The organism is Cobetia sp. UIB-001 (genome assembly GCF_044789135.1).
Classification (GTDB): domain Bacteria; phylum Pseudomonadota; class Gammaproteobacteria; order Pseudomonadales; family Halomonadaceae; genus Cobetia; species Cobetia amphilecti.
Genome location: NZ_CP058244.1, coordinates 4,045,840 through 4,066,341, shown reverse-complemented (window position 1 = coordinate 4,066,341; position 20,502 = coordinate 4,045,840). Strand labels below are relative to the sequence as shown.

16 protein-coding genes are annotated in these 20,502 nt (G+C 64.1%); 8 read left to right on the top strand and 8 right to left on the bottom strand.

All coding sequences use genetic code 11. From position 1 onward, the window contains the following. Positions 1-357: 357 nt before the first annotated feature. From HA399_RS16855 to HA399_RS16835, 5 genes are all read left to right on the top strand, one after another. A complete protein-coding gene (locus HA399_RS16855) occupies positions 358-1,050 on the top strand; it encodes a DUF4124 domain-containing protein (RefSeq protein ID WP_404325560.1) in 693 nt (230 codons plus the stop codon). A gap of 262 nt (positions 1,051-1,312) precedes the next feature. Further along, entirely contained in the window at positions 1,313-2,407 is a 1,095-nt protein-coding gene (gene glnL, locus HA399_RS16850; RefSeq protein WP_264158090.1) for a nitrogen regulation protein NR(II), read from the top strand. After that, positions 2,404-3,813, top strand: coding sequence for a nitrogen regulation protein NR(I) (ntrC, locus tag HA399_RS16845; protein ID WP_043335756.1), 1,410 nt, complete (start codon positions 2,404-2,406; stop codon positions 3,811-3,813). The genes glnL and ntrC overlap by 4 nt, the downstream gene beginning before the upstream one ends. Positions 3,814-3,984: 171 nt before the next feature. Next, positions 3,985-5,322, top strand: coding sequence for a deoxyguanosinetriphosphate triphosphohydrolase (locus tag HA399_RS16840; protein ID WP_043335753.1), 1,338 nt, complete (start codon positions 3,985-3,987; stop codon positions 5,320-5,322). Positions 5,323-5,761: 439 nt separating this feature from the next. Then, positions 5,762-7,513 (top strand): BCCT family transporter, encoded by a 1,752-nt coding sequence (locus HA399_RS16835; RefSeq protein ID WP_404325559.1) that lies wholly within the window; start codon positions 5,762-5,764, stop codon positions 7,511-7,513. Positions 7,514-7,633: 120 nt separating this feature from the next. Here HA399_RS16835 and HA399_RS16830 read toward each other — a convergent pair whose 3' ends face one another. The 8 genes from HA399_RS16830 to tkt all read right to left on the bottom strand — a co-directional run bounded on the left by HA399_RS16830 (position 7,634) and on the right by tkt (position 16,623). After that, positions 7,634-8,470 carry a RimK family alpha-L-glutamate ligase gene (locus HA399_RS16830; protein WP_404325558.1) on the bottom strand — a complete coding sequence of 279 codons (837 nt, stop codon included), beginning with the start codon at positions 8,468-8,470 and terminating at the stop codon, positions 7,634-7,636. Positions 8,471-8,619: 149 nt separating this feature from the next. Continuing rightward, positions 8,620-9,540, bottom strand: a complete 921-nt coding sequence (locus tag HA399_RS16825) for a nuclease-related domain-containing protein (RefSeq protein WP_043335750.1) — start codon at positions 9,538-9,540, stop codon at positions 8,620-8,622. Positions 9,541-9,650: 110 nt separating this feature from the next. Next, complete coding sequence (locus tag HA399_RS16820) at positions 9,651-10,103, bottom strand: YbaY family lipoprotein (RefSeq protein WP_404325557.1); 453 nt, start codon at positions 10,101-10,103, stop codon at positions 9,651-9,653. 51 nt (positions 10,104-10,154) lie between these two features. Continuing rightward, positions 10,155-10,529: a translation initiation factor Sui1 gene (locus tag HA399_RS16815; protein WP_043335744.1), complete on the bottom strand. Its 375-nt coding sequence runs from the start codon at positions 10,527-10,529 to the stop codon at positions 10,155-10,157. Between the two features lie 189 nt (positions 10,530-10,718). Continuing rightward, entirely contained in the window at positions 10,719-11,783 is a 1,065-nt protein-coding gene (fba, locus tag HA399_RS16810; RefSeq protein WP_043335741.1) for a class II fructose-bisphosphate aldolase, read from the bottom strand. 119 nt (positions 11,784-11,902) lie between these two features. Continuing rightward, the gene (locus HA399_RS16805; RefSeq protein WP_043335739.1) at positions 11,903-13,066 is read right to left on the bottom strand and encodes a phosphoglycerate kinase; all 1,164 of its coding nucleotides are present in this window, start codon (positions 13,064-13,066) and stop codon (positions 11,903-11,905) included. Then, positions 13,063-14,166: a type I glyceraldehyde-3-phosphate dehydrogenase gene (locus HA399_RS16800; RefSeq protein ID WP_404325554.1), complete on the bottom strand. Its 1,104-nt coding sequence runs from the start codon at positions 14,164-14,166 to the stop codon at positions 13,063-13,065. Before HA399_RS16800 ends, HA399_RS16805 begins: the two co-directional genes overlap by 4 nt. Before the next feature lie 462 nt (positions 14,167-14,628). Then, positions 14,629-16,623 (bottom strand): transketolase, encoded by a 1,995-nt coding sequence (gene tkt, locus HA399_RS16795; RefSeq protein ID WP_043335737.1) that lies wholly within the window; start codon positions 16,621-16,623, stop codon positions 14,629-14,631. A gap of 508 nt (positions 16,624-17,131) precedes the next feature. Between tkt and metK the strand changes: the two genes are divergently transcribed. The 3 genes from metK to HA399_RS16780 all read left to right on the top strand — a co-directional run bounded on the left by metK (position 17,132) and on the right by HA399_RS16780 (position 20,414). Further along, a complete protein-coding gene (gene metK / locus HA399_RS16790) occupies positions 17,132-18,352 on the top strand; it encodes a methionine adenosyltransferase (protein ID WP_043335733.1) in 1,221 nt (406 codons plus the stop codon). A gap of 133 nt (positions 18,353-18,485) precedes the next feature. Continuing rightward, the gene (locus tag HA399_RS16785) at positions 18,486-18,989 is read left to right on the top strand and encodes a M48 family metallopeptidase (RefSeq protein ID WP_216061197.1); all 504 of its coding nucleotides are present in this window, start codon (positions 18,486-18,488) and stop codon (positions 18,987-18,989) included. A gap of 153 nt (positions 18,990-19,142) precedes the next feature. Continuing rightward, complete coding sequence (locus HA399_RS16780) at positions 19,143-20,414, top strand: cation:proton antiporter (RefSeq protein ID WP_404325552.1); 1,272 nt, start codon at positions 19,143-19,145, stop codon at positions 20,412-20,414. Positions 20,415-20,502: the final 88 nt, after the last annotated feature.

Genomic DNA, 20,502 nt, shown 5'->3' with positions numbered 1-20,502 from the left:
GTGAAGGCAAGTCCCGGAGGTTGACGACAGCAGGGCCATACCGACAGGTGTGGCCCTGTTTTTCATTATGGCCCTGTTTCGTTCTATCTCTTTGCTCTGATCCTTTGCTCTGCCCCTGATCCTTTTCCCTGAGATCCGCCATGCTGCTGACAGACCTGCAGGGCGCGGTGGTAGCCTTGCGTGACAGTCAATGCACACAGGCGTCTTGTCGAAGGCCCCAAATGCTGGCATCAACGCGGTAAGCTTTGTAACTTGTTAGCCTTGTCTTCAGGCAGCAGGATCGCCTGTCGATAGACCCAACCCGCTGGAGCTGCCTGCGGCTTCTGGCCTCCCATGACTCTCCTCAGGAATCTTCGGATGTGGCCCTTCGTATCCTCCCTGCGCGTCGCGAACCCCGCGACTGACTCGCGTGCCCTGCCAGCAGCGCGCCCCGAGCCACTGCAGTGCCTGCTGCTGGCAGCGACGCTGATGCTGTCGAGCCTGTCGTTCGAACTACAGGCGGCCCAGGTCTATCGTCACGTCGATGCCAACGGCAACGTGGTCTTCAGTGATCAGCCTGCGGGCGGCAGCAAGGTGCAGCTGACGCCGCTCAGCGTGGTGCCGTCGACGGAATCCCTGCCGCCGCGGCGCAGCACGCCGTCGCGCGTGACTTCTTCCTCATCCAGCGAGAGCACCCGCACCCGGGCGCCTGCGGTGGATGTGGCCTTCCGTGGCTATACCACCTTCACCATCCAGAGCCCGTCCAACGAGGAGACGCTGCAGACCGGGCAGGCGGGCAATCTGGCGGTGCGCCTGGGGATCGAGCCCAAGCTGCGCCCGGAAGACAAGGTGCGCGTGACCGTGGACGGTGCGCCGTCTCAATCCGCCATGCACAGCACCGTCTTCATGGTGCCGGCGCTGGAGCGTGGCAAGCATGTCATCCAGGCGGAGCTACTGGATTCCACCGGCCGCGTGCGCCAGACCAGTGAGCCGAAGGTGGTCTATGTGCAGCGCGCCAGCGTCAATCTGCCTCGCAACCCCAACAATCCTGCCAATGCTGGCGGTGGCTAGCAGCGTCTGGGCGGCCTTTTGCTTCGTGCGTTTCTCCTTCGCTGACAGGCCGCCTTCGGGCGGCTTTTTCGTGTCCGGGCCAGTCGATTTCGGGCCGCCTGGCGGTGAAGTGAAGCAACGCGGATTCGAGCGCGATTTTTCGCCTGCACCATTTTGGTGCCAATATGAGGGGCCAGAAATGGTTGCACAGCATCGGACGCCGTGTTCTCGGTGCCTGCACCAGACTGGCGCGGTTATTGCAGAACAGGGAGACGTACTGCAGATGGCGAACAAACCCATGCATCAACGACTGCTCGAACACCTGAACACTGCCGTGGTGGTGCTGGACTCACAGCTGCAGATGGTCTGGATGAATCCCGCCGCGGAGACGCTGCTGGCGGTGAGTCTGGTGCGTGTGAAGGGCAGTACGCCCGACAACATGACCGGGCTGGATGACACCCTGATCAATGTGCTGCGCAAGGCGCTGGAGGAACAGCACCCCTACACCCAGCGTGAGGCCGAGATCATCAACGCGGCCAATGAAGCGCTGACGGTGGATTTCACCGCGACGCCCATCAGCGCCAATGAACTGCTGGTCGAGATAGAACCGCGTGACCGCCTGATGCAGATCTCGCGCGAAGAAGCGCTGATCGCCCGCCAGGAGGCGGTCAAGGTGCTGACGCGTGGTCTGGCGCATGAGGTCAAGAATCCACTCGGCGGCATTCGTGGCGCCGCCCAGCTGCTCGAACGTGACCTGCCCGAACCGCAGATGGTGGAGTTCACGCGCATCATCATCGAGGAGGTGGACCGCCTGCGTGATCTGGTCGATCGCATGCTCGGGCCGAACCGGCCACCGCTGCAGGCGCCGGTCAATGTGCATGCGGTGACCGAGCGGGTGCGGGCCTTGCTGCAGGCGGAAGGCAGCGCCATCACCTTGAGCGCCGACTACGACCCGAGCCTGCCGGAGGTGATCGGCGACGAAGGTCAGTTGATCCAGGCGGTGCTCAACATCGCGCGCAATGCCACCCAGGCCCTCAATGAGCAGCCACAGCCCGATTCACCGCAGCCTGACGCCGCTCCCTACGAGATCACGCTGCGGACCCGCGCTCGCCGGCAGTTCACGCTGGGCCATGAGCGCCACCGGCTGGTCTGCGAGCTGGCGATCATCGACAACGGCCCCGGCATACCGGAGAGCCTGCGCGAGACGCTGTTCTACCCGATGGTCTCGGGGCGCGCCGAAGGCTCAGGGCTCGGGCTGTCGATCGCCCAGGGCATCCTGCACCAGCATCAGGGGCTGATCGAGTGTGACTCGCGCCCCGGCCATACCGAATTCCGTTTACTCATTCCGCTAGCCGGCACTTCTGGAGATCACACATGAGCGAGACTGCCCGCGTCTGTATCGTCGATGACGACCGTGCCATTCGCTGGGTGCTGGAGCGCGCTCTGGCACAACCCGACCTCGAGGTGGAAACCTTCGAGCGTGCCGATCAGGCCGAAGCCAGCATCATGCGTCAGTGCCCGGATGTCCTGATCACCGATATCCGCATGCCCGGAACCGATGGTTTGGACCTGATGGCGCGCGTGCGCGAGAAGTACCCGGACCTGCCCGTCATCGTGATGACGGCGCATTCCGACCTCGACAGCGCCGTGGCCTCCTATCAGGGCGGCGCCTTCGAATACCTGCCCAAGCCGTTCGATGTCGATGAAGCGCTGGCGCTGGTACGGCGCGCCGTGGCTCATGCCCGTGAATCCAAGGCGCCCGCCGCCGTGCCGGAAGGGCTGACCAAGGAAATCATCGGCGAAGCGCCGGCGATGCAGGAAGTCTTTCGCGCCATCGGCCGCCTGTCACAGTCGCATATCACCGTCTTGATCAACGGCGAGTCCGGCACCGGCAAGGAGCGCGTGGCCCAGGCGCTGCATCAGCACTCGCCGCGCGCCGCCAAGCCGTTCATCGCGCTCAACATGGCCGCGATTCCCAAGGACTTGATGGAATCGGAGCTGTTCGGCCACGAGAAGGGCGCCTTCACCGGCGCCACGGCGCTGCGCCGCGGGCGCTTCGAGCAGGCCGATGGCGGCACGCTGTTCCTCGATGAGATCGGTGACATGCCCGCCGAGACCCAGACCCGCCTGCTGCGCGTGCTGGCCGATGGCGAGTTCTATCGTGTCGGTGGCATCACGCCGGTCAAGGTCGACGTGCGCATCATCGCCGCGACGCACCAGCACCTGGAAAAGCTGGTCGAGGATGGGCGCTTCCGTGAGGATCTCTTCCACCGCCTCAACGTGATTCGCGTGCATCTGCCGCGCCTGTCGGAGCGCCGCGAAGACATTCCGCGCCTGATGAGCCACTTCCTGGGCGAGGCCGCGCGTGAGCTGTCGACCGAGCCCAAGGTGCTGACGGAGGCCGCGGAGAAGCACCTGACGCGCTTCGACTGGCCGGGCAACGTGCGCCAGCTCGAGAACACCTGTCGCTGGCTGACGGTGATGGCCTCGGGGCGTGAAGTGATGATCGAGGACCTGCCGCCGGAGCTGCGCGATGCCAGCGGCACCGAGGCGGCCTCCGGCGATTGGCGTGGTGCCTTCCGCGAGTGGGCGGACCGCGCACTCGCCGCCGGCCACACCCATCTGCTGGAAGAGGCGGTGCCCGACTTCGAGCGCATCCTGATCGAGACGGCTCTCAAGCATACCGGTGGCCGCAAGGGCGAAGCCGCCGAGCTGCTGGGCTGGGGCCGCAACACCCTGACCCGCAAGCTCAAGGTGCTGCTGCCGGCGCTGGCCGAGGACTGAGGACAGCCTGAGCAGGTTTGGGGATAGCCTTGGCGAGCTGAGGAAGGCCTGAGCGGGCTGGAGACAAGGAGAACAGGGTGCCACAATCCCTGTTCTCTTTTTTTATGCGCGTCATTCACCTGTTATCTGCTCGCCGGCGCCAGTACTCGGCGCCTGCCAAGGAGTTGCCTGATGTCATCGATGAGCTGGGAGCGACTGCTGGAACCGAGTCGCCTGCATGACGCACCGGGCACCGTATCGCGTGAGATGGGGCGGACTCCCTTCCACAAGGACCACGACCGCATCGTGTTCGCGGGCTCCTTCCGTCGCCTGGGGCGCAAGACCCAGGTGCACCCGCTGACCGACAACGACCATATCCACACGCGGCTGACCCACTCGCTGGAGGTCGGCTGCGTCGGTCGCTCGCTGGGCATGATGGTCGGCGAGAAGCTCAAGGAGCAGTTGCCCGACTGGATCACGCCATCGGATCTCGGCGTCATCGTCCAGACCGGCTGCCTGGGGCATGACATCGGCAACCCGCCCTTCGGGCATGCCGGGGAGTACGCCATTCGTGACTGGTTCGCCGCCGAGGCCGCCAGTGATCACGGTCGGCTGGCCGGGCTGAGCGATGCCGAGCGCGAGGACCTGCTCACCTACGAAGGCAATGCCCAGGGCTTTCGCATCGTCACCCAGATCGAGTACAACCAGTTCCATGGCGGCATGCGCCTGACGGCGGCGACGCTGGGCACGCTGCTCAAGTACCCGTGGACGGTGGAGCACGCCACGGCGGGCGGCAAGTTCGGCTGCTATCAGAGCGAGCGCGTGCTGCTGGATCAGGTCGCCGAGCGTTGCGGGCTGCTGGCACGGGCCGATGGCCGCTGGTGCCGTCACCCGCTGGCGTGGCTGGTCGAGGCCGCCGATGACATCTGCTATGCGTTGCTGGACCTGGAAGATGGCCTCGAGATGGGCATTCTGCAGTTCGAGGAAGTGTTCGAGATTCTCACCGGCATCAGCGGTGGCGAGCCGCGCGAATACCAGGAGATGGTCGCCCGCGGCACCTCCCAGCGGCGCAAGGTGGCGGCGCTGAGAGGCGCGGCGATGGAGCGTGCCGTCAATGATGTCGCCGAGGCTTTCGTGCAGCGCGAGACGGAACTGCTGGCCGGCACGCTCAGTGAAGACCTGCTCGACCTGTGCCACCCCGACCTCGGCTGGGGCGTGCGGGAAGCCAAGAATCTGGCGCGTCAGAAGATCTTCCGCAACGAGCGCAAGGCCAAGCTGGAGATCGGCGCCTACACCACGCTGGGTATCCTGCTCGAGGCCTTCATCGGCGCTGCGCATGAGCTGCATACCAAGGGGCGCTCCAGCTTCAAGCATCAACGTGTGCTGGCATTGATCGGCGAGAACACGCCGACCAAGGACTGGGATCTCTACCGCAGCTATCGGCGCATGCTCGACTTCATCGGCGGCATGACGGACCACTTCGCGGTGGATCTCGCCCAGGAGATGGGCGGGCGCCTGCGCGGCGACTGAGCCCGAGGCGCCATCAGTCCGATCATCTCAAGCCTGATTACTGCAGGCTTCATTACTTTCAGCCTCATCATTTCCAGCCAGGGAGCGGCAGCGGCGCCGTGCCGTTCCCTGGTGGATGCCTGCTCTCCGGCCTGACACCTGCTGCCTTCTCTGCGCCTTCCATCCTGCTGCTATCCACCTCTGCGCTGCCTGTTCTGGCTGTGTCTTCCCTGCTGATTTGCCTGTCGCTGCCAGCCCTGTCGTCGTGCTTCCTGCTCTTCTCTTGGCCTGAACGTCACGGCCTGCCAAGCGCTAATAAATGACTTGCTTGCGTTAAATTAACTTTACGTAGGCGCTTGGATCGTTGTACTAGGATTGTACGCAGTGGGGATGCGTGTATCGCAATCACTCATGATAAGCTGTTATCATGCATGGCAATAACGATAAATGAGGCTTATATATGAGCAAGGAAACCCGAAAGGTATCCGCCAAGACGGCGGGGGATCGGCCGGAAAAGCCCTTCGACATGATCGACAAGCCGACCTTCTTCGGCTCGATCTTCCTGCTGTTGGCAGTGACGCTGCCCCTGGTCATCTTCCCCGAGCAGGGCGCGATGTGGGTATCGGCGGCCAAGAACTTCGTCACCAGCAAGCTCGGTGTGCTCTATCTGCTGCTCGGCGTGGGGGCCGGCGGCTTCATGATCTACATCATCTTCAGCGATATCGGTCAGATAAAGCTCGGTGATGCCGAGGAGAAGCCCGAATTCTCCATCGTCTCATGGGCGGCGATGCTGTTCTGTGCCGGTATCGGGGCCTCCATCCTGTACTGGTCGATGATCGAGTGGGTCTACTACTATCAGTCGCCTCCGTTTCATGTGGAAGGCCAGACACCGGAGGCAGCGGAATGGGCCGCGGCCTACGGCATCTTCCACTGGGGCCCGCTGGCATGGGCGATCTACCTGATTCCCGCCGTGCCGATCGCCTACTTCTACTACGTGCGTCACCACAGCGTGCTGAAGATTTCCGAGGCGCTGATGCCGGTGCTGGGCGAAAAGCTGGCGCATGGCTGGCTGGGCAAGCTGATCGATATCAGCTTCATCTTCGGCATGCTGGGCGGCGGTGCGACCACCCTGGGTCTGGCGGCACCGATGATCAACGAGGGGGTGCACGAGCTGTTCGGGGTGCCCAAGTCGCTGACTACGCAGATCGTGGTGCTGCTGGTGTGTACCGCCCTGTTCGGCTACAGCGCCTACGTGGGCCTCAAGAAGGGCATCAAGCTGCTGTCAGACATCAACTTCTGGCTGGCGGTCGGCCTGTTGCTGTTCATCTTCATCGCGGGGCCGACCCTGTTCATGGCCAATACCGGGCTGGATGCGCTGGGCCGCGTGATGAGCAATCTGATCCACATGGCCACCTGGCTTGAACCGTTCGCCGAGTTCAAGGGCTTCGAGGACACGCACTTCCCGCAGGACTGGACCATCTTCTACTGGGCCTGGTGGCTGGTGTTCGCGCCCAGCGTGGGGCTGTTCATCGCGCGTATCTCGCGGGGCCGAACCATCCGCGCCATGGTCGCCGGTTCGATGTTCTTCGGCACCATGGGCTGCTTCCTGTTCTTCATGGTGATGGGCAACTACGGCCTCTACCTGCAGCTGTCCGGTGAGCTGGACGTGGTCACCATCCTCAATGACCAGAGCCCGACCGCGGCCATCTTCGCGATGCTGCACACGCTGCCGCTGGACTACGTGGTGATCTTCGCCTTCACGCTGCTGGCGCTGATCTTCACCGCGACCACCTTCGACTCCATCTCCTACATTCTGGCCGCTGTGGTCCAGAAGGAAGTCGATGAAGAGCCGATGCGCTGGAACCGCCTGTTCTGGGCCTTCGCCCTGTCGTTCATGCCCATCGTGCTGATGTTCATCGGCGGGCTGGAGACCCTGCAGACGGCCTCCATCATCGGGGGTGTGCCGCTATTGGCGGTGGCCTTGATGCTGTGCATCTCCATCGTGCGTGCCGCGCACTATGACCTGCGCTACCAGCCGGATTACACGGTCAAGGAAATCAACATCGAGGAGTTCCCTGCAGACGACCCCTGGACCGAAGAAGGCACTTGGGAAATACCCGACGAGGACGTGCCGGCAGCAGGCAAGCCGCGGCAGGACCCGCCCAAGGATCATATCGAAGGCGACCCGCACAGCCGTCCCTCACGCCTGTGAGGAGATGAGCCGCCTGGCCGGTTGAACGGCCAGTGTCAGACGACAAGACGCCGCCCATTGGGCGGCGTCTTGTCGTTCAGGGCAGGCAAGGGCGCAGAGTGATGACGCACCCGCAAGATGTCAGCCGGTCTCCTTGAGTGTCGCGCGGCGCACCCGGCGCGGCGTCAGTAGCGGCGGCGTCGGGTCGTTGTCGCTGCTGTCGAGCGCCAGATGGCGGAGGATGGCGGCACCGATGCGCCGCGAGCTGTCCGGGATGCCCTGATTGCCGAACAGGCGGTTGAACTCGAACACGAGCGGATGGCCGTCGACCATCGCGATATCGAAGCCGGCATGATCGACACTCAATGCCTCGGCCAGGTGCAGGGCCAGGGCGATGGCGGGGACCGGGATATTGTCGTAGGCCGTCTCGCCGCCCTGACTGACATTGGAGCGATAGCCGCCCAGCGGCGTGACGCGCCAGTAGGCGGTGATGACTTCGCCACCCACCACCACGATGCGCAGGTCGCGGTCGATCTCCAGGCGCGGCTGGGCATACAGCACCGGATGCTCCGCCGCATGCGCTTCCAGTTCGCCTCGCGACTGGATCAGCTTCACGCCGACACCCATCGAGCTTTTGACTTCCTTGACGATCAGCGGATAGCCGAAGCGCGCCTCGATATCGTCGATTGCCTGACGGCTGGCGCCGCGAATCTCGGTCGGTGGCACGTTGTCCGGGCAGATGGCCTGAAAGACGCGCGTCTGCTCGACCTTGTCGTGGCCGATCGCGTAGCTGGGCAGGCTGGGGAAGATGCGTTTGCCGAGGCCGTAGACCAGGGTGGTGATCTGCCAGTATTCGGGAAACAGCAGGATGTCGGCGGCGCGGATCTCGTCGAGGTGATCCAGCATGCGCTCCGGCTTGATATAACGAACACCGGGAATGCCGAGGGTACGAAAAGCGTCGAAGGTGATGAGTTTCATGCGGGATATGTCGCCAAGAGCGCCATCATTGCGATAGCGCGATAAGGTTGCCAAGGCTGGACCGGCGCGTATTTAACGCCGGGCGGGGCGCCTTGGCAAGCCTTTGTCCGGCGCTGCCATGCTCCGAGGGGCCGGAGCATGGCAAAGGATCAACTGGTGGCGAGGCGCTCGGCCTGAACGCGGTCGAGAATCGCCTCGTTGATGCGCTGCTTGAGGGCGTCATCCAGGGTCGGGCAACCCTCTTCGGGGGCCATGCAATGGGTGCTCAGCCACTCGGCCAGGCCCTCGCCATTGACGACCTCGGGGTCATTCTCGCGCTGGGTTCCCTCGCGCACGATCTGCCAGCCCGGCAGTGCCAGCAGCCCCTGCACCGGCACGTCGACGCCACATTCACGCTTCAGCCAGGCGGCCGTCCAGTCGCGTGCGGTACGTGTCTCGCGCAGTGGTTTGCGCTCGCGATAGCCCGGGAAGTACAGGCGACCATCCTTGAGTTTGACCTCATCCTTGAGTGCGCCCAGCGCATCCAGCGGCCGCGAGCGCGCCTTGGTGCGAATGGCGTAGGCGCCGGCGGGGGTGACCACCAGATGATCGATATGGAAGCCATCGGCCGGCACGTCGTGATAGACCATGCTGGTCAGCTGTTCCGGGCGGATCAGCTGGTCGAGTTCCTGACCGATGGACAGCTCGCAGGCCAGCCCCAGCTTGAGCTTGCGGATACGCTGGAAGTGACGCGTCAGGCGCAGCGCGAACACCAGCACCAGCAGCGCACAGGCCAGACCGTAGGCGGCCCACTCAAGCCAGTTCTGCTCTTCGCCGAACACCATGCGCCCCATGCCGTAGACCAGCGGACTCAAGGTGATGAGCGGCCCGAGCGCCCCGTCGAGAAACAGCGCCTGGAAGGCCTCATCGAGACGATCGCGCAGGCTCTGGCCCGGTTCACGCAGCTGGCGGCGGGTCAGCGGCGACTGGATGCGCCGCTCATGCAGGCCGCGCATGCCCAGCACCACCAGTGCAATGGCACCCAGAGGGGTAAGGAAGAAGACAGGTAACAGGTATTCCAGCCAATCCATTGGGGTGTCCTATCGGTGAGAGACGGGCCTACTGGTCAAGTCGAGCGTACTGGTCAAGTCGAGCGTACTGGTCAAGTCGAACGTACTGATCGGGCCGGGCGCACGCGCCATCAGTGGCCCAGCGCACGCGGCAGCGGCGTGAGCGGGATCTCGACCTCGCCCTGTGAGGTGCTGGTGTCACCCAGCACCGGCACCGCGCTGTCATTGATCCAATACAGGCGACCCTCGCTGCGCACATCGGCTTGCAGCGCGTAGCGATGGCCTTCTTCGATGGCATTGCGGTCGTACTGCAGGCTGACCGGGAAAGGCCCTTCACGCAGGCCGCCATAGCGGGTACTGGCAATCAGCCCGGCCTTGGCGTCGGCGCGGGAGACATCCACCAGGCGCACTTCCAGCATCGCATCCGGCGGTGCCGTGAAGGCCTGCTGTGGCACCACGCGCGCCTCCAGCTGCGTGAAGTCCGGGCCGGTCATGCAGCCACCCAGCCCGAGCGTGGCCAGCAGCAGGCCAGAGAGCGAGAGCGTGCGAGCCGAAGGCCGGCGTGGCGTGATGAAGTTCAGCATGGAAATCCCTTGTGCAGCGAGATGGAAGGCAAAGGTGCGCGCAGCAGGCGGTCAGCCACCGGCCAGCTTGACGGTATAGCCCATCCGAGTGAGTTCAGCCTTGAGCGTCTCGCGGTGATCGCCCTGGATCTCCACGATGCCATCCTTGAGGCTGCCGCCAGTGCCGCACCGCTGCTTGAGAGTCTTGGCCAGCGCCTTGAGTTCCTTCTCGGCGAGCGGAATCCCGCTCACGGTAGTCACGCCCTTGCCCTTGCGACCGCTGGTCTCGCGACGGATACGCACCACGCCATCGAGGCTTGCCAGGCGTTCACGCTCGGCGAGGTCGGCACATTCGCACTCGGCTTCGGCACGCCGACACTCAGGGCAGGTTGCGCCATGTTCGGTGGAATAGACAAGCCCGGACAGTTGATCCTTGAGCGAGGCCATGATGTCTCCTGCGATACGGTGATGAATGATCAATGCCAAACGGAATCTCGAAAGGATACCTGCGTGCGCGAGAGGCTGGCACCCTGAGGCGCATAAAAAAGGCGACCCCGAAGGGTCGCCTTTCTCTTCTTTCCCGGCCTGCTTGCGTGCGGGCAGGCTGGCAGGGAGACCTTGGCGGGTGCCGCCCGATCAGTTGATCTTCGGGTCCAGCTCGCCACGGTTGTAACGCTCGAACATCGCTTCGAGGTTGATCGGGTCGATCTTGCTGCCATGACCGGCGGCACCGAAGGCTTCGTAGCGGGCGATGCAGATGTCGCGCATCGCCTTCACGGATTCCTTCAGATACTTGCGCGGGTCGAATTCAGACGGGTTCTGCGCCATGAAGCGACGGATGGAACCGGTAGAGGCCAGGCGCAGATCGGTGTCGACGTTGATCTTGCGCACGCCGTGCTTGATGCCTTCGACGATCTCGTCGACCGGCACGCCGTAGGTTTCCGGAATCTTGCCGCCGTATTCGTTGATGATTTCCAGCCAGTCCTGCGGCACGGAGGAAGAGCCGTGCATCACCAGGTGAGTCTCGGGGATGCGGGCGTGGATTTCCTTGATGCGCTGGATGGACAGGGTGTCACCCGTCGGCGGCTTGGTGAACTTGTAGGCGCCGTGGGAGGTGCCGATGGCGATGGCCAGGGCATCGACGTGGGTCTTCTTGACGAAGTCGGCGGCTTCTTCCGGGTCGGTCAGCATCTGGTCGTGGTCCAGCTTGCCTTCGGCACCGATGCCGTCTTCTTCACCGGCCATGCCGGTTTCCAACGAGCCGAGGCAACCCAGTTCGCCTTCGACGGACACGCCACAGGCGTGGGCCATCTCGACGGTGCGACGGGTCACATCGACATTGTATTCGTAGCTGGTCGGGGTCTTGCCGTCTTCGCCCAGCGACCCGTCCATCATCACCGAGCTGAAGCCCAGCTGGATGGAGCGCTGGCAGACTGCCGGCGAGGTGCCGTGATCCTGGTGCATGACCACCGGGATATGCGGGAATTCTTCCACCGCAGCCAGGATGAGGTGGCGAAGGAACGGCGCGCCCGCGTATTTGCGTGCGCCGGCGGAGGCCTGGACGATCACCGGAGAATCGGTGTGATCGGCGGCTTCCATGATGGCGCGCATCTGCTCGAGGTTGTTGACGTTGAACGCCGGGATGCCGTATCCGTACTCGGCTGCGTGGTCCAACATCTGGCGCATGCTGATCAATGCCATGACATCACCTGTCTTTTTGAGGAATCGAGTGGAGAAGCGTCGGGTGCCCCCCGTCAGCTGACGGGGAGCGACCTTGTGGCCGTGACTCTAAGCCTGCGCCAATGAGGACACAGGCGGGTTCAGCTTGCTGCGGCTTCCAATGCCGCAACGGCCGGCAGTACCTTGCCTTCCACGTATTCGAGGAAGGCGCCGCCACCGGTAGAAATGTAGGAGACGCGCGACTCGACGTCGTACTTGTCGATGGCCGCCAGGGTGTCGCCACCGCCGGCGATGGAGAAGGCGTCGCTCTCGGCGATGGCCATCGCCAGCTGCTCGGTGCCGTTGGCGAACTGTTCGATCTCGAACACGCCGACCGGGCCGTTCCACAGAATGGTGCCGGCGTCCTTGAGCAGCGCACCGAAGCGCGAGGCGGTCTCCGGACCGATATCCAGGATCATCTCGTCGTCCTGGACGTCGGCGACGGCGCGCACGACGGCTTCGGCCTTGTCGGAGAACTCGGTGGCGACGACGACGTCGGTCGGCAGCGGAATCTCGACCTTGTCCATCAGCGCGCGAGCGGTATCGAGCAGGTCAGCCTCGTAGAGGGACTTGCCGACGTTGTAACCGGCCGCCGCGATGAAGGTGTTGGCGATGCCGCCACCGACGATCAGCTGATGGCACTTGTCGGACAGCGCCTTGAGTACGTCGAGCTTGGTGGAGACCTTGGAGCCGCCGACGATGGCGACCATCGGCGCACGCGGTGCGGCGAGTGCCTTCTCGAGGGCTTCCAGCTCGGCGGCCAGCAGCGGGCCGGCGCAGGCGTCCGGTGCGAAGCGTGCCACGCCATGGGTCGAGGCCTGGGCACGGTGCGCGGTGCCGAAGGCATCCATCACGTAGACATCGCACAGCGCGGCGTAGGCGCGGGACAGGGATTCCTCGTCCTTCTTCTCGCCCTTGTTGAAGCGCACGTTCTCCAGCAGCACGACCTCGCCTTCGGCGACATCCGGTGCCGTGTCGAGGTAGTCGTTGATCAGGCGCACCGGGCTGCCCAGCAGCTCGCCCAGATGTGCCGCGACCGGTGCCAGCGAGAACTGGTCTTCCGGCTCACCCTCGGTGGGGCGGCCCAGATGACTCATCAGCATCACGCGTGCGCCGGCGTCACGTGCCGCCTTGATGGTCGGCAGGCTGGCACGGATGCGCGCGTCGCTGGTCACCTGACCGTCGCGGATCGGCACGTTGAGATCTTCGCGGATCAGCACACGCTTTCCGGACAGGTCGAGGGCGGTCATCGTTTGCACGTTCATGACGGGTTCCTTGGTCGTGAATCGGTGGAGAGAGCTTCCCTCGCCAGAGGCGTTGTCATCTCGCAGGCGTGCCAATGGGTGGCGACGTCCAGCATGCGATTGGCAAAGCCCCATTCGTTGTCGAACCAGCACAGCATCTTGATCAGCCGGCCGCCGGCAACACGGGTCTGGGTCGCATCCACGATACCCGAGCGCGGATCGTGGTTGAAGTCGATGGAAGCCGTCGGCTCCTCGCTCAATCCCATCAGGCCCTGCAGGCGTTGTGCGCAGGCCTCGCGCAGCAGGTCATTGACCTCATCGGCGCTCACGTCCCGCTTCACCTCGATGGACATGTCCATGCAGGACACGTTGATGGTCGGCACGCGCAGGTGCAGACATTCGAAGCGTCCTTCCAGGTGCGGCATCAGGCGGTTGATGCCCTTGGCCAGGCCGGTGTCCACCGGCACGATCGAACTCATCGCTGAGCGCGTCAGGCGCAGGTCCGTCTGGTGGTAGGCGTCGATCACCGGCTGGTCGTTCATCGCCGAGTGCACCGTGGTGGTGACGCCGCGCTCCAGCCCGAAGGCCTCTTCCAGCACCGTCAGAATCGGAATCAGGCAATTGGTGGTGCACGACGCCGCCGAGACGATGCGCATGCCGCTGCCTTCCTGCCCCGCCTCGGCCAGTACCGACTGATTGATCCCGCACACGATGGTGGCGTCGACATCAGCATCGGTATCGCCGGGCTGTGAGAACAGCAGGCGTCCGGCACCTGCTGCCAGGTGACGCTCCGCGGTGGCGCGGTCCTTGAAGCTGCCGGAGCACTCCAGCACCAGGTCAATCCCCAATGCCCGCCAGGGCAGGCAATCTGGATTGGCCTCGGACAGGATGTTGATCGCATGGCCGTTGACGACCAGCTGGCCGTCGCGCTGTTCCACCGTGCCGGGGAAGCGGCCGTGGGTGGTGTCGTAGCGGGTCAGATAGGTGATGGTGTCCAGATCTGACAGCTCGTTGATCGCGACCACTTCCAGCGGCAGTGCCTCACCGCGTGCTTCACGTTCTACCAGCGCTCTCAGCACACACTGACCGATGCGTCCGTAGCCATTGATGGCCACTCGCAAGGGAGCGTTTCCCTGGCGTCGGGACGCCTTGTCTCCCTGGGGAGCGTCGGCGGTGGGCAGAGGCGGTTGGTGGTTCAAGGATGTTGAGTTCCGAGTGTTTTTCAGGGGGTCCATGGTAGCGCATCGCTTTGCTGGGCGGAGGGAGCGAAAGGCGCGCAAGCGCCTGATTTCTGGTTTTTTTCGTCTAAGGACACGTAGTCACACTACCCAACTGGAGGGGTTGTGTAGTCGCCGTCTGCGCTGTCTGTCGTGGGCATGATCGTCGGAGAATGACCGCTCATGCAGGATGAATCGTGTCATCAAGTTGCGACTCGTGTGAGCCACGTCGACTACAGGCGACAGCCGGTGACGCTTGAGGGCTCCTCGAGTGTCGCACAGACGAAAACGCCGCCGCTCCCAGCGGGAGGCGGCGGCGTCGATCTGCATCCCACTCCGTCATCGACGGGGTGGGTCAGGCGGTGATCAGCCCAGCAGCTTGTTGGCGCGTTCGACCACGTTCTCGACCGTGAAGCCGAAGTGCTTGAACAGGTCGCCAGCCGGCGCGGATTCCCCGAAGGTCTCCATGCCGATGATGTCGCCGTTCAGGCCGACATACTTGAACCAGTAGTCACGATGACCGGCTTCGATCGCCACGCGCGCGGTGACGGAAGACGGCAGCACGGATTCGCGGTATTCCGCGTCCTGCGCATCGAACAGGTCGGTGGCCGGCATGGACACGACACGCACGGCGCGACCGGCGGCTTCCAGCTCGGCGGCGGCATCCATCGCCAGGCCGACTTCGGAGCCGGTGGCGATCAGGATCACTTCCGGCTGGCCGTTGGCGGCGTCCTTCAGCACGTAACCGCCACGGCTGATGTTGGCCAGCTGGGCCTTGTCGCGGTTCTGGTGCGGCAGGTTCTGACGCGACAGGATCAGCGCGGTCGGGCCGGAGTGACGCTTGATGGCCGCATCCCACGCCGCCGCGGTTTCCACGGCATCCGCCGGACGCCAGGTGGACAGGTTCGGCGTGGTGCGCAGGCTGGTCAGCTGTTCGATCGGCTGGTGCGTCGGGCCATCTTCGCCCAGACCGATGGAGTCGTGGGTGAAGACGTAGACGGCCTGCTGACCCATCAGGGCGGCCATGCGAACGGCGTTGCGCATGTATTCCATGAAGATCAGGAAGGTCGCGCCGTACGGGATGAAGCCGCCGTGCAGACCGGCGCCGTTCATGATCGCGCCCATGCCGAACTCACGCACACCGTAGTGCAGGTAGTTGCCGCTGAAGTCTTCGCGGGTGATCGCCTGGGCGCCCTTCCAGAAGGTCAGGTTGGACGGGGCCAGGTCGGCACTGCCGCCGAGCAGTTCCGGCAGCTGCGGGCCGAGCTGGTTCAGGCACTCGAAGGACGCCTTGCGCGAGGCCGGGCTGTCGCCGGCGGCCTGGGCATCCTCGATCATCTTCTCGCTGGTCAGGGCGTGCGGCAGCTTGCCTTCCAGGCGACGGGTGAACTCGGCGGCCAGTTCCGGGTGTGCTTCGGCGTAACGGGCGAAGCGTGCATCCCAGTCGCTCTCGAGCTTGGCGCCGCGCTCGCTGGCGTCCCAGCCCTGATAGATGTCTTCCGGAACGTGGAAGGGCGCGTGGGTCCAGCCCAGCTTCTCGCGGGTGGCAGCGACTTCGTCGTCACCCAGCGGTGCGCCGTGGCAGGACTCGGTGCCTTCCTTGTTCGGGGAGCCGAAGCCGATCACGGTCTTGCAGATGATCAGGCTCGGCTTGTCGTCGTGGCTCTTGGCCAGCGCGATGGCGGCGTTGATCTCTTCCGGCTTGTGGCCGTCGACGTTGGAGACGACGTGCCAGCCGTAGGACTCGAAACGCTTGGCGGTGTCATCGGTGAACCAGCCTTCGACTTCGCCATCGATGGAGATGCCGTTGTCGTCATACAGGGCGATCAGCTTGCCCAGACCCAGGGTGCCGGCCAGCGAGCCGACCTCGTGGGAGATGCCTTCCATCATGCAACCGTCACCCAGGAAGCACCAGGTGGTGTGGTCGACGACGGTGTGACCCGGGCGGTTGAACTGCGCCGCCAGTGTCTTCTCGGCGATCGCCATGCCGACGGCATTGGCCAGACCCTGACCCAGCGGGCCGGTGGTGGTCTCGATGCCCGGCGCGTAGCCGTATTCCGGGTGACCGGCGGTCTTGGCGTGCAGCTGGCGGAAGTTCTGCAGGTCTTCAAGGCTCAGCTGATAACCCGAGAGGTGCAACAGGGAGTAGAGCAGCATGGAGCCATGGCCGTTGGACAGCACGAAGCGGTCACGATCGGCCCAGTTCGGGTTGGCCGGGTTGTGCTTGAGGTGGTCGTTCCAGAGCACTTCAGCGATGTCGGCCATGCCCATGGGGGCGCCGGGGTGGCCAGACTTGGCCTTCTGAACGGCGTCCATGGAAAGTGCACGGATGGCGTTGGCCAGGTCAAAACGGGAAGGCATGCAGTAGCTCCTCGCCTGCGGGCGTCAAGAGTGGGGCAATGAATCACGGCGTGCTGCGCCGGACGCTCAGTGCATCCCGAGAGCCAGGGCATGCTGCTGCCTGGGTCTCCTTCAGGACTGTGCGCCTGAAACAGTGCGCCGGAAAGGACAGTGCGTCGCGTGAACCTTGTACGCGCGGACTCGCGTCCGAGCGTGATCTCCGGGCGGGTATTGTCACCGAGATGACAGGGCGCGGCAAATCGCATCCGGGATGTACGCTCGTCCAAAGGTGGCAACGGCTTATTACCCTGTGTGCAGCGCTTGTCGCAAAAAGGTCTCGATTGGACGGCCCCACGGGCCCCATTGCGCTAGGAACTCACATAAGTGGCGTGTAAACTCGCCCCCCCGAGGCTCAACCGCCCGTGTTGAGCTTCATCGTGCGCCGCAAGCGTGTTTCTACTCGGTCGTCAACGCAGTCTGCCGTCAGTGGCCGAATCATCCCCGCATCCGAAAAGAGGGTCGAGGACCAATGAGCGAATACTCACTCTTCACATCCGAGTCCGTGTCCGAAGGGCATCCGGACAAGATTGCCGACCAGATTTCCGACGCCGTGCTCGATGCCATCATCGCGCGCGACAAGCAGGCACGCGTCGCGTGCGAAACGCTCGTCAAGACAGGCGTTGCCATCGTGGCCGGTGAGATCTCCACCAGCGCGTGGGTGGATCTCGAGGAGCTGGTACGTCGTGTCATCACCGATATCGGCTATACCTCTTCCGACGTCGGCTTCGACGGCGAGACCTGTGGTGTCCTCAACCTGATCGGCAAGCAGAGCATCGATATCGCCCAGGGCGTCGATCGCACCAAGCCGGAAGATCAGGGCGCGGGCGACCAGGGCCTGATGTTCGGCTACGCCACCAACGAGACCGACTCCTTCATGCCGGCGCCGATCCACTACGCCCACCGTCTGGTGGAGCGTCAGGCGGAACTGCGCAAGAACGGCATGCTGCCGTGGCTGCGTCCGGATGCGAAGAGCCAGGTCACCTTCCGCTACGACGAAGCCGGCAAGCCGGTCGCCGTCGAAGCCGTCGTGCTGTCGACCCAGCATGACCCGGAAGTGTCCCAGGAAGACCTGCGCGCGATGGTCAAGCGCGAGATCATCGAGCAGGTGCTGCCGGCCGAGTGGCTGTCCGAGACCACCGAATACCACATCAACCCGACTGGCAACTTCGTCATCGGTGGCCCGGTGGGTGACTGTGGTCTGACGGGTCGCAAGATCATCGTCGACACCTACGGCGGCATGGCCCGTCACGGTGGTGGCGCCTTCTCCGGCAAGGACCCGTCCAAGGTCGACCGCAGCGCCGCCTATGCCGGTCGCTACGTGGCCAAGAACGTCGTCGCCAGCGGCCTGGCCGACAAGTGCGAGATCCAGGTCTCCTACGCCATCGGTGTCGCCGAGCCGACCTCCGTCTCGATCAACACCTTCGGCACCGGCAAGATCAGCGATGCCAAGATCGTCGAGCTGGTGCGCGAGCACTTCGACCTGCGTCCGTACGCCATCACCACCATGCTGGACCTGGCGCACCCGATGTATCAGCTGACCGCTGCCTACGGCCACTTCGGTCGTGAGCCGTTCGAGCACAGCTACAGCTGGACCGACGTGAGCGGCGAGCAGAAGACCGAAACCTTCACCGCCTTCCCGTGGGAAAAGACCGATCGTGCCGCTGGCCTCAAGGCTGCCGCTGGCCTGTAAATCCGCCAGTTCGACAGGCCTGGCAGGTGGCGGACGTCTCGCCCCTCGCTTTCGGCGCCATGACAAGAAAACCCGCCTCGGCGGGTTTTCTTGTCTCTGGCCCTCCTTCGGACAGCAACAGGAGAGATGCCCAGTGGCTGATCTACGCTATCTCAAGGGCTACGCCCCCGAGATCCAACAGCAGGCGAGTGAACTGCTGGCGTCGGGCAAGACGGCAGCCTTCTTTCTCGGCAAGTATCCCGAGCCTCATCAGCTGCAGGGTGCACGGGCGCTGCATGACTACACCATGGCGCTGAAGAATCGGTATCTGCGCAGCTCGGCGCCGATCAGCAAGGTGATCTACGACGACCGGATTCACGTCATCGACAACGCCCTGGGGCTGCACACCTTCGTGTCGCGGGTGCAGGGCAACAAGCTCAAGGCCAAGAACGAGATTCGTATCTCGTCGCTGTTCCGGCGCCTGCCGGAGCCACTGCTCAACATGATCGTGGTGCATGAGCTGGCGCATCTGCGCGAGAAGGCTCACGACAAGGCGTTCTACCGGCTCTGCTGTCACATGCAGCCGGAGTATCATCAACGTGAGTTCGAGCTGCGTCTCTATCTCTGCCACCGTGAACGCCATGGTGATCTCTGGTAGCCACGATGCGTTCTGGCAGCCATGAGCCGCTCTGGACAGTCACGCTCAGTTCAGACAGCCACGCGGCTGCTCACGCGACAGAAGAACTGGAAAGAATGACAAGGACGTCATGCCATCAGGGGTATCGGCGCCACTGCAAAGGACCGTTTTCGGATGCTCAATCTCGCTGCACTGTTCATCACCATCACTGCCGTGTGCATGTGGTTCAATCATCGTGTCCTGCGGCTGCCGCCGACCATCGGCGTGATGGCCATCGGCCTGGTGCTGTCGCTGGGCGTGATCGGGCTCGATCACTTCGCGGTGACCACCGTCGTGGCCGATACCGCGGAAGACTGGTTGGGCCGCATCAACTTCAACAGCCTGCTGATGGACGGCATGCTGTCCTTCCTGCTGTTCGCCGGCGCGCTGCACGTGGACCTCTCGCGCCTCAAGGCCTACCGGCGCTCCATCGGCCTGCTGGCCACGCTGGGTGTGCTGATCTCGACGCTGGTGATCGGCTCCGCCGCCTGGTGGCTGTTCCAGTGGGCCGGTATCGAGGTGCCCTACCTGTATTGCCTGGTGTTCGGTGCGCTGATCTCGCCCACCGACCCGATCGCCGTGCTCGGCATCATGCGCAGTGCCGGCGCGCCTGCCGACATGGAGATCCGCATCGTCGGCGAGTCGCTGTTCAATGATGGCGTGGCGGTGGTGCTGTTCACCGCGCTGCTGAGTGCGGCGTCGGCCGGCAGCGGTGAGGTCGAGCTCGGCCACATGGGGCTCTTGTTCCTCGAGGAAGCCGGCGGCGGCATCCTGCTCGGGCTGGCGCTGGGCGCGCTGGTCTACCAGCTGATGCGCAGCATCGACCAGTATCAGGTCGAGGTGATGCTGAGTCTGGCGCTGGTACTGGGCGGCTATGCGCTGGCCTCGGCGCTGCATTTCTCCGGCCCCATCGCGATGGTGGTGGCGGGGCTGATCATCGGCAACATGGCGCGTGATGGCGCCATGTCCGACAACACCCGCCGCTATCTGGACGGCTTCTGGGAGCTGGTCGACGAGATTCTCAACGCGGTGCTGTTCGTGCTGATCGGCCTTGAACTGGTACTGATGCCGATCACGCTGACCTCGATCGGCATCGCGCTGGTGCTGGTGGCGGTGATCCTGCTCTCGCGGCTGGCGCTGATCGGCCTCCCGCTGAGCCTCTTGCGTCGCTGGTACACCTTCCGCCCCGCCACCACGCGCGTGCTCACCTGGGGCGGCCTGCGCGGCGGCATCTCGGTGGCGCTGGCACTGGCGATTCCCGAAGGCGACTTCCGCGAGCCGCTGGTGGTCACCACCTACATCATCGTGCTGTTCTCGATCCTCGTGCAGGGGTTGAGCATCGGCAAGCTGGTGACGGCGGTGGTCGGCGATCGTAGTCACTCGGGAGAGTCGAACGACAAGCACTGAGTCAGAGCCTGTCAGCGCAAGCCCCACGACAATGGCGGTGACCAGCCCTGATGGCTGGTCGCATTGACTCGCCGTGAGCTGGGATTGC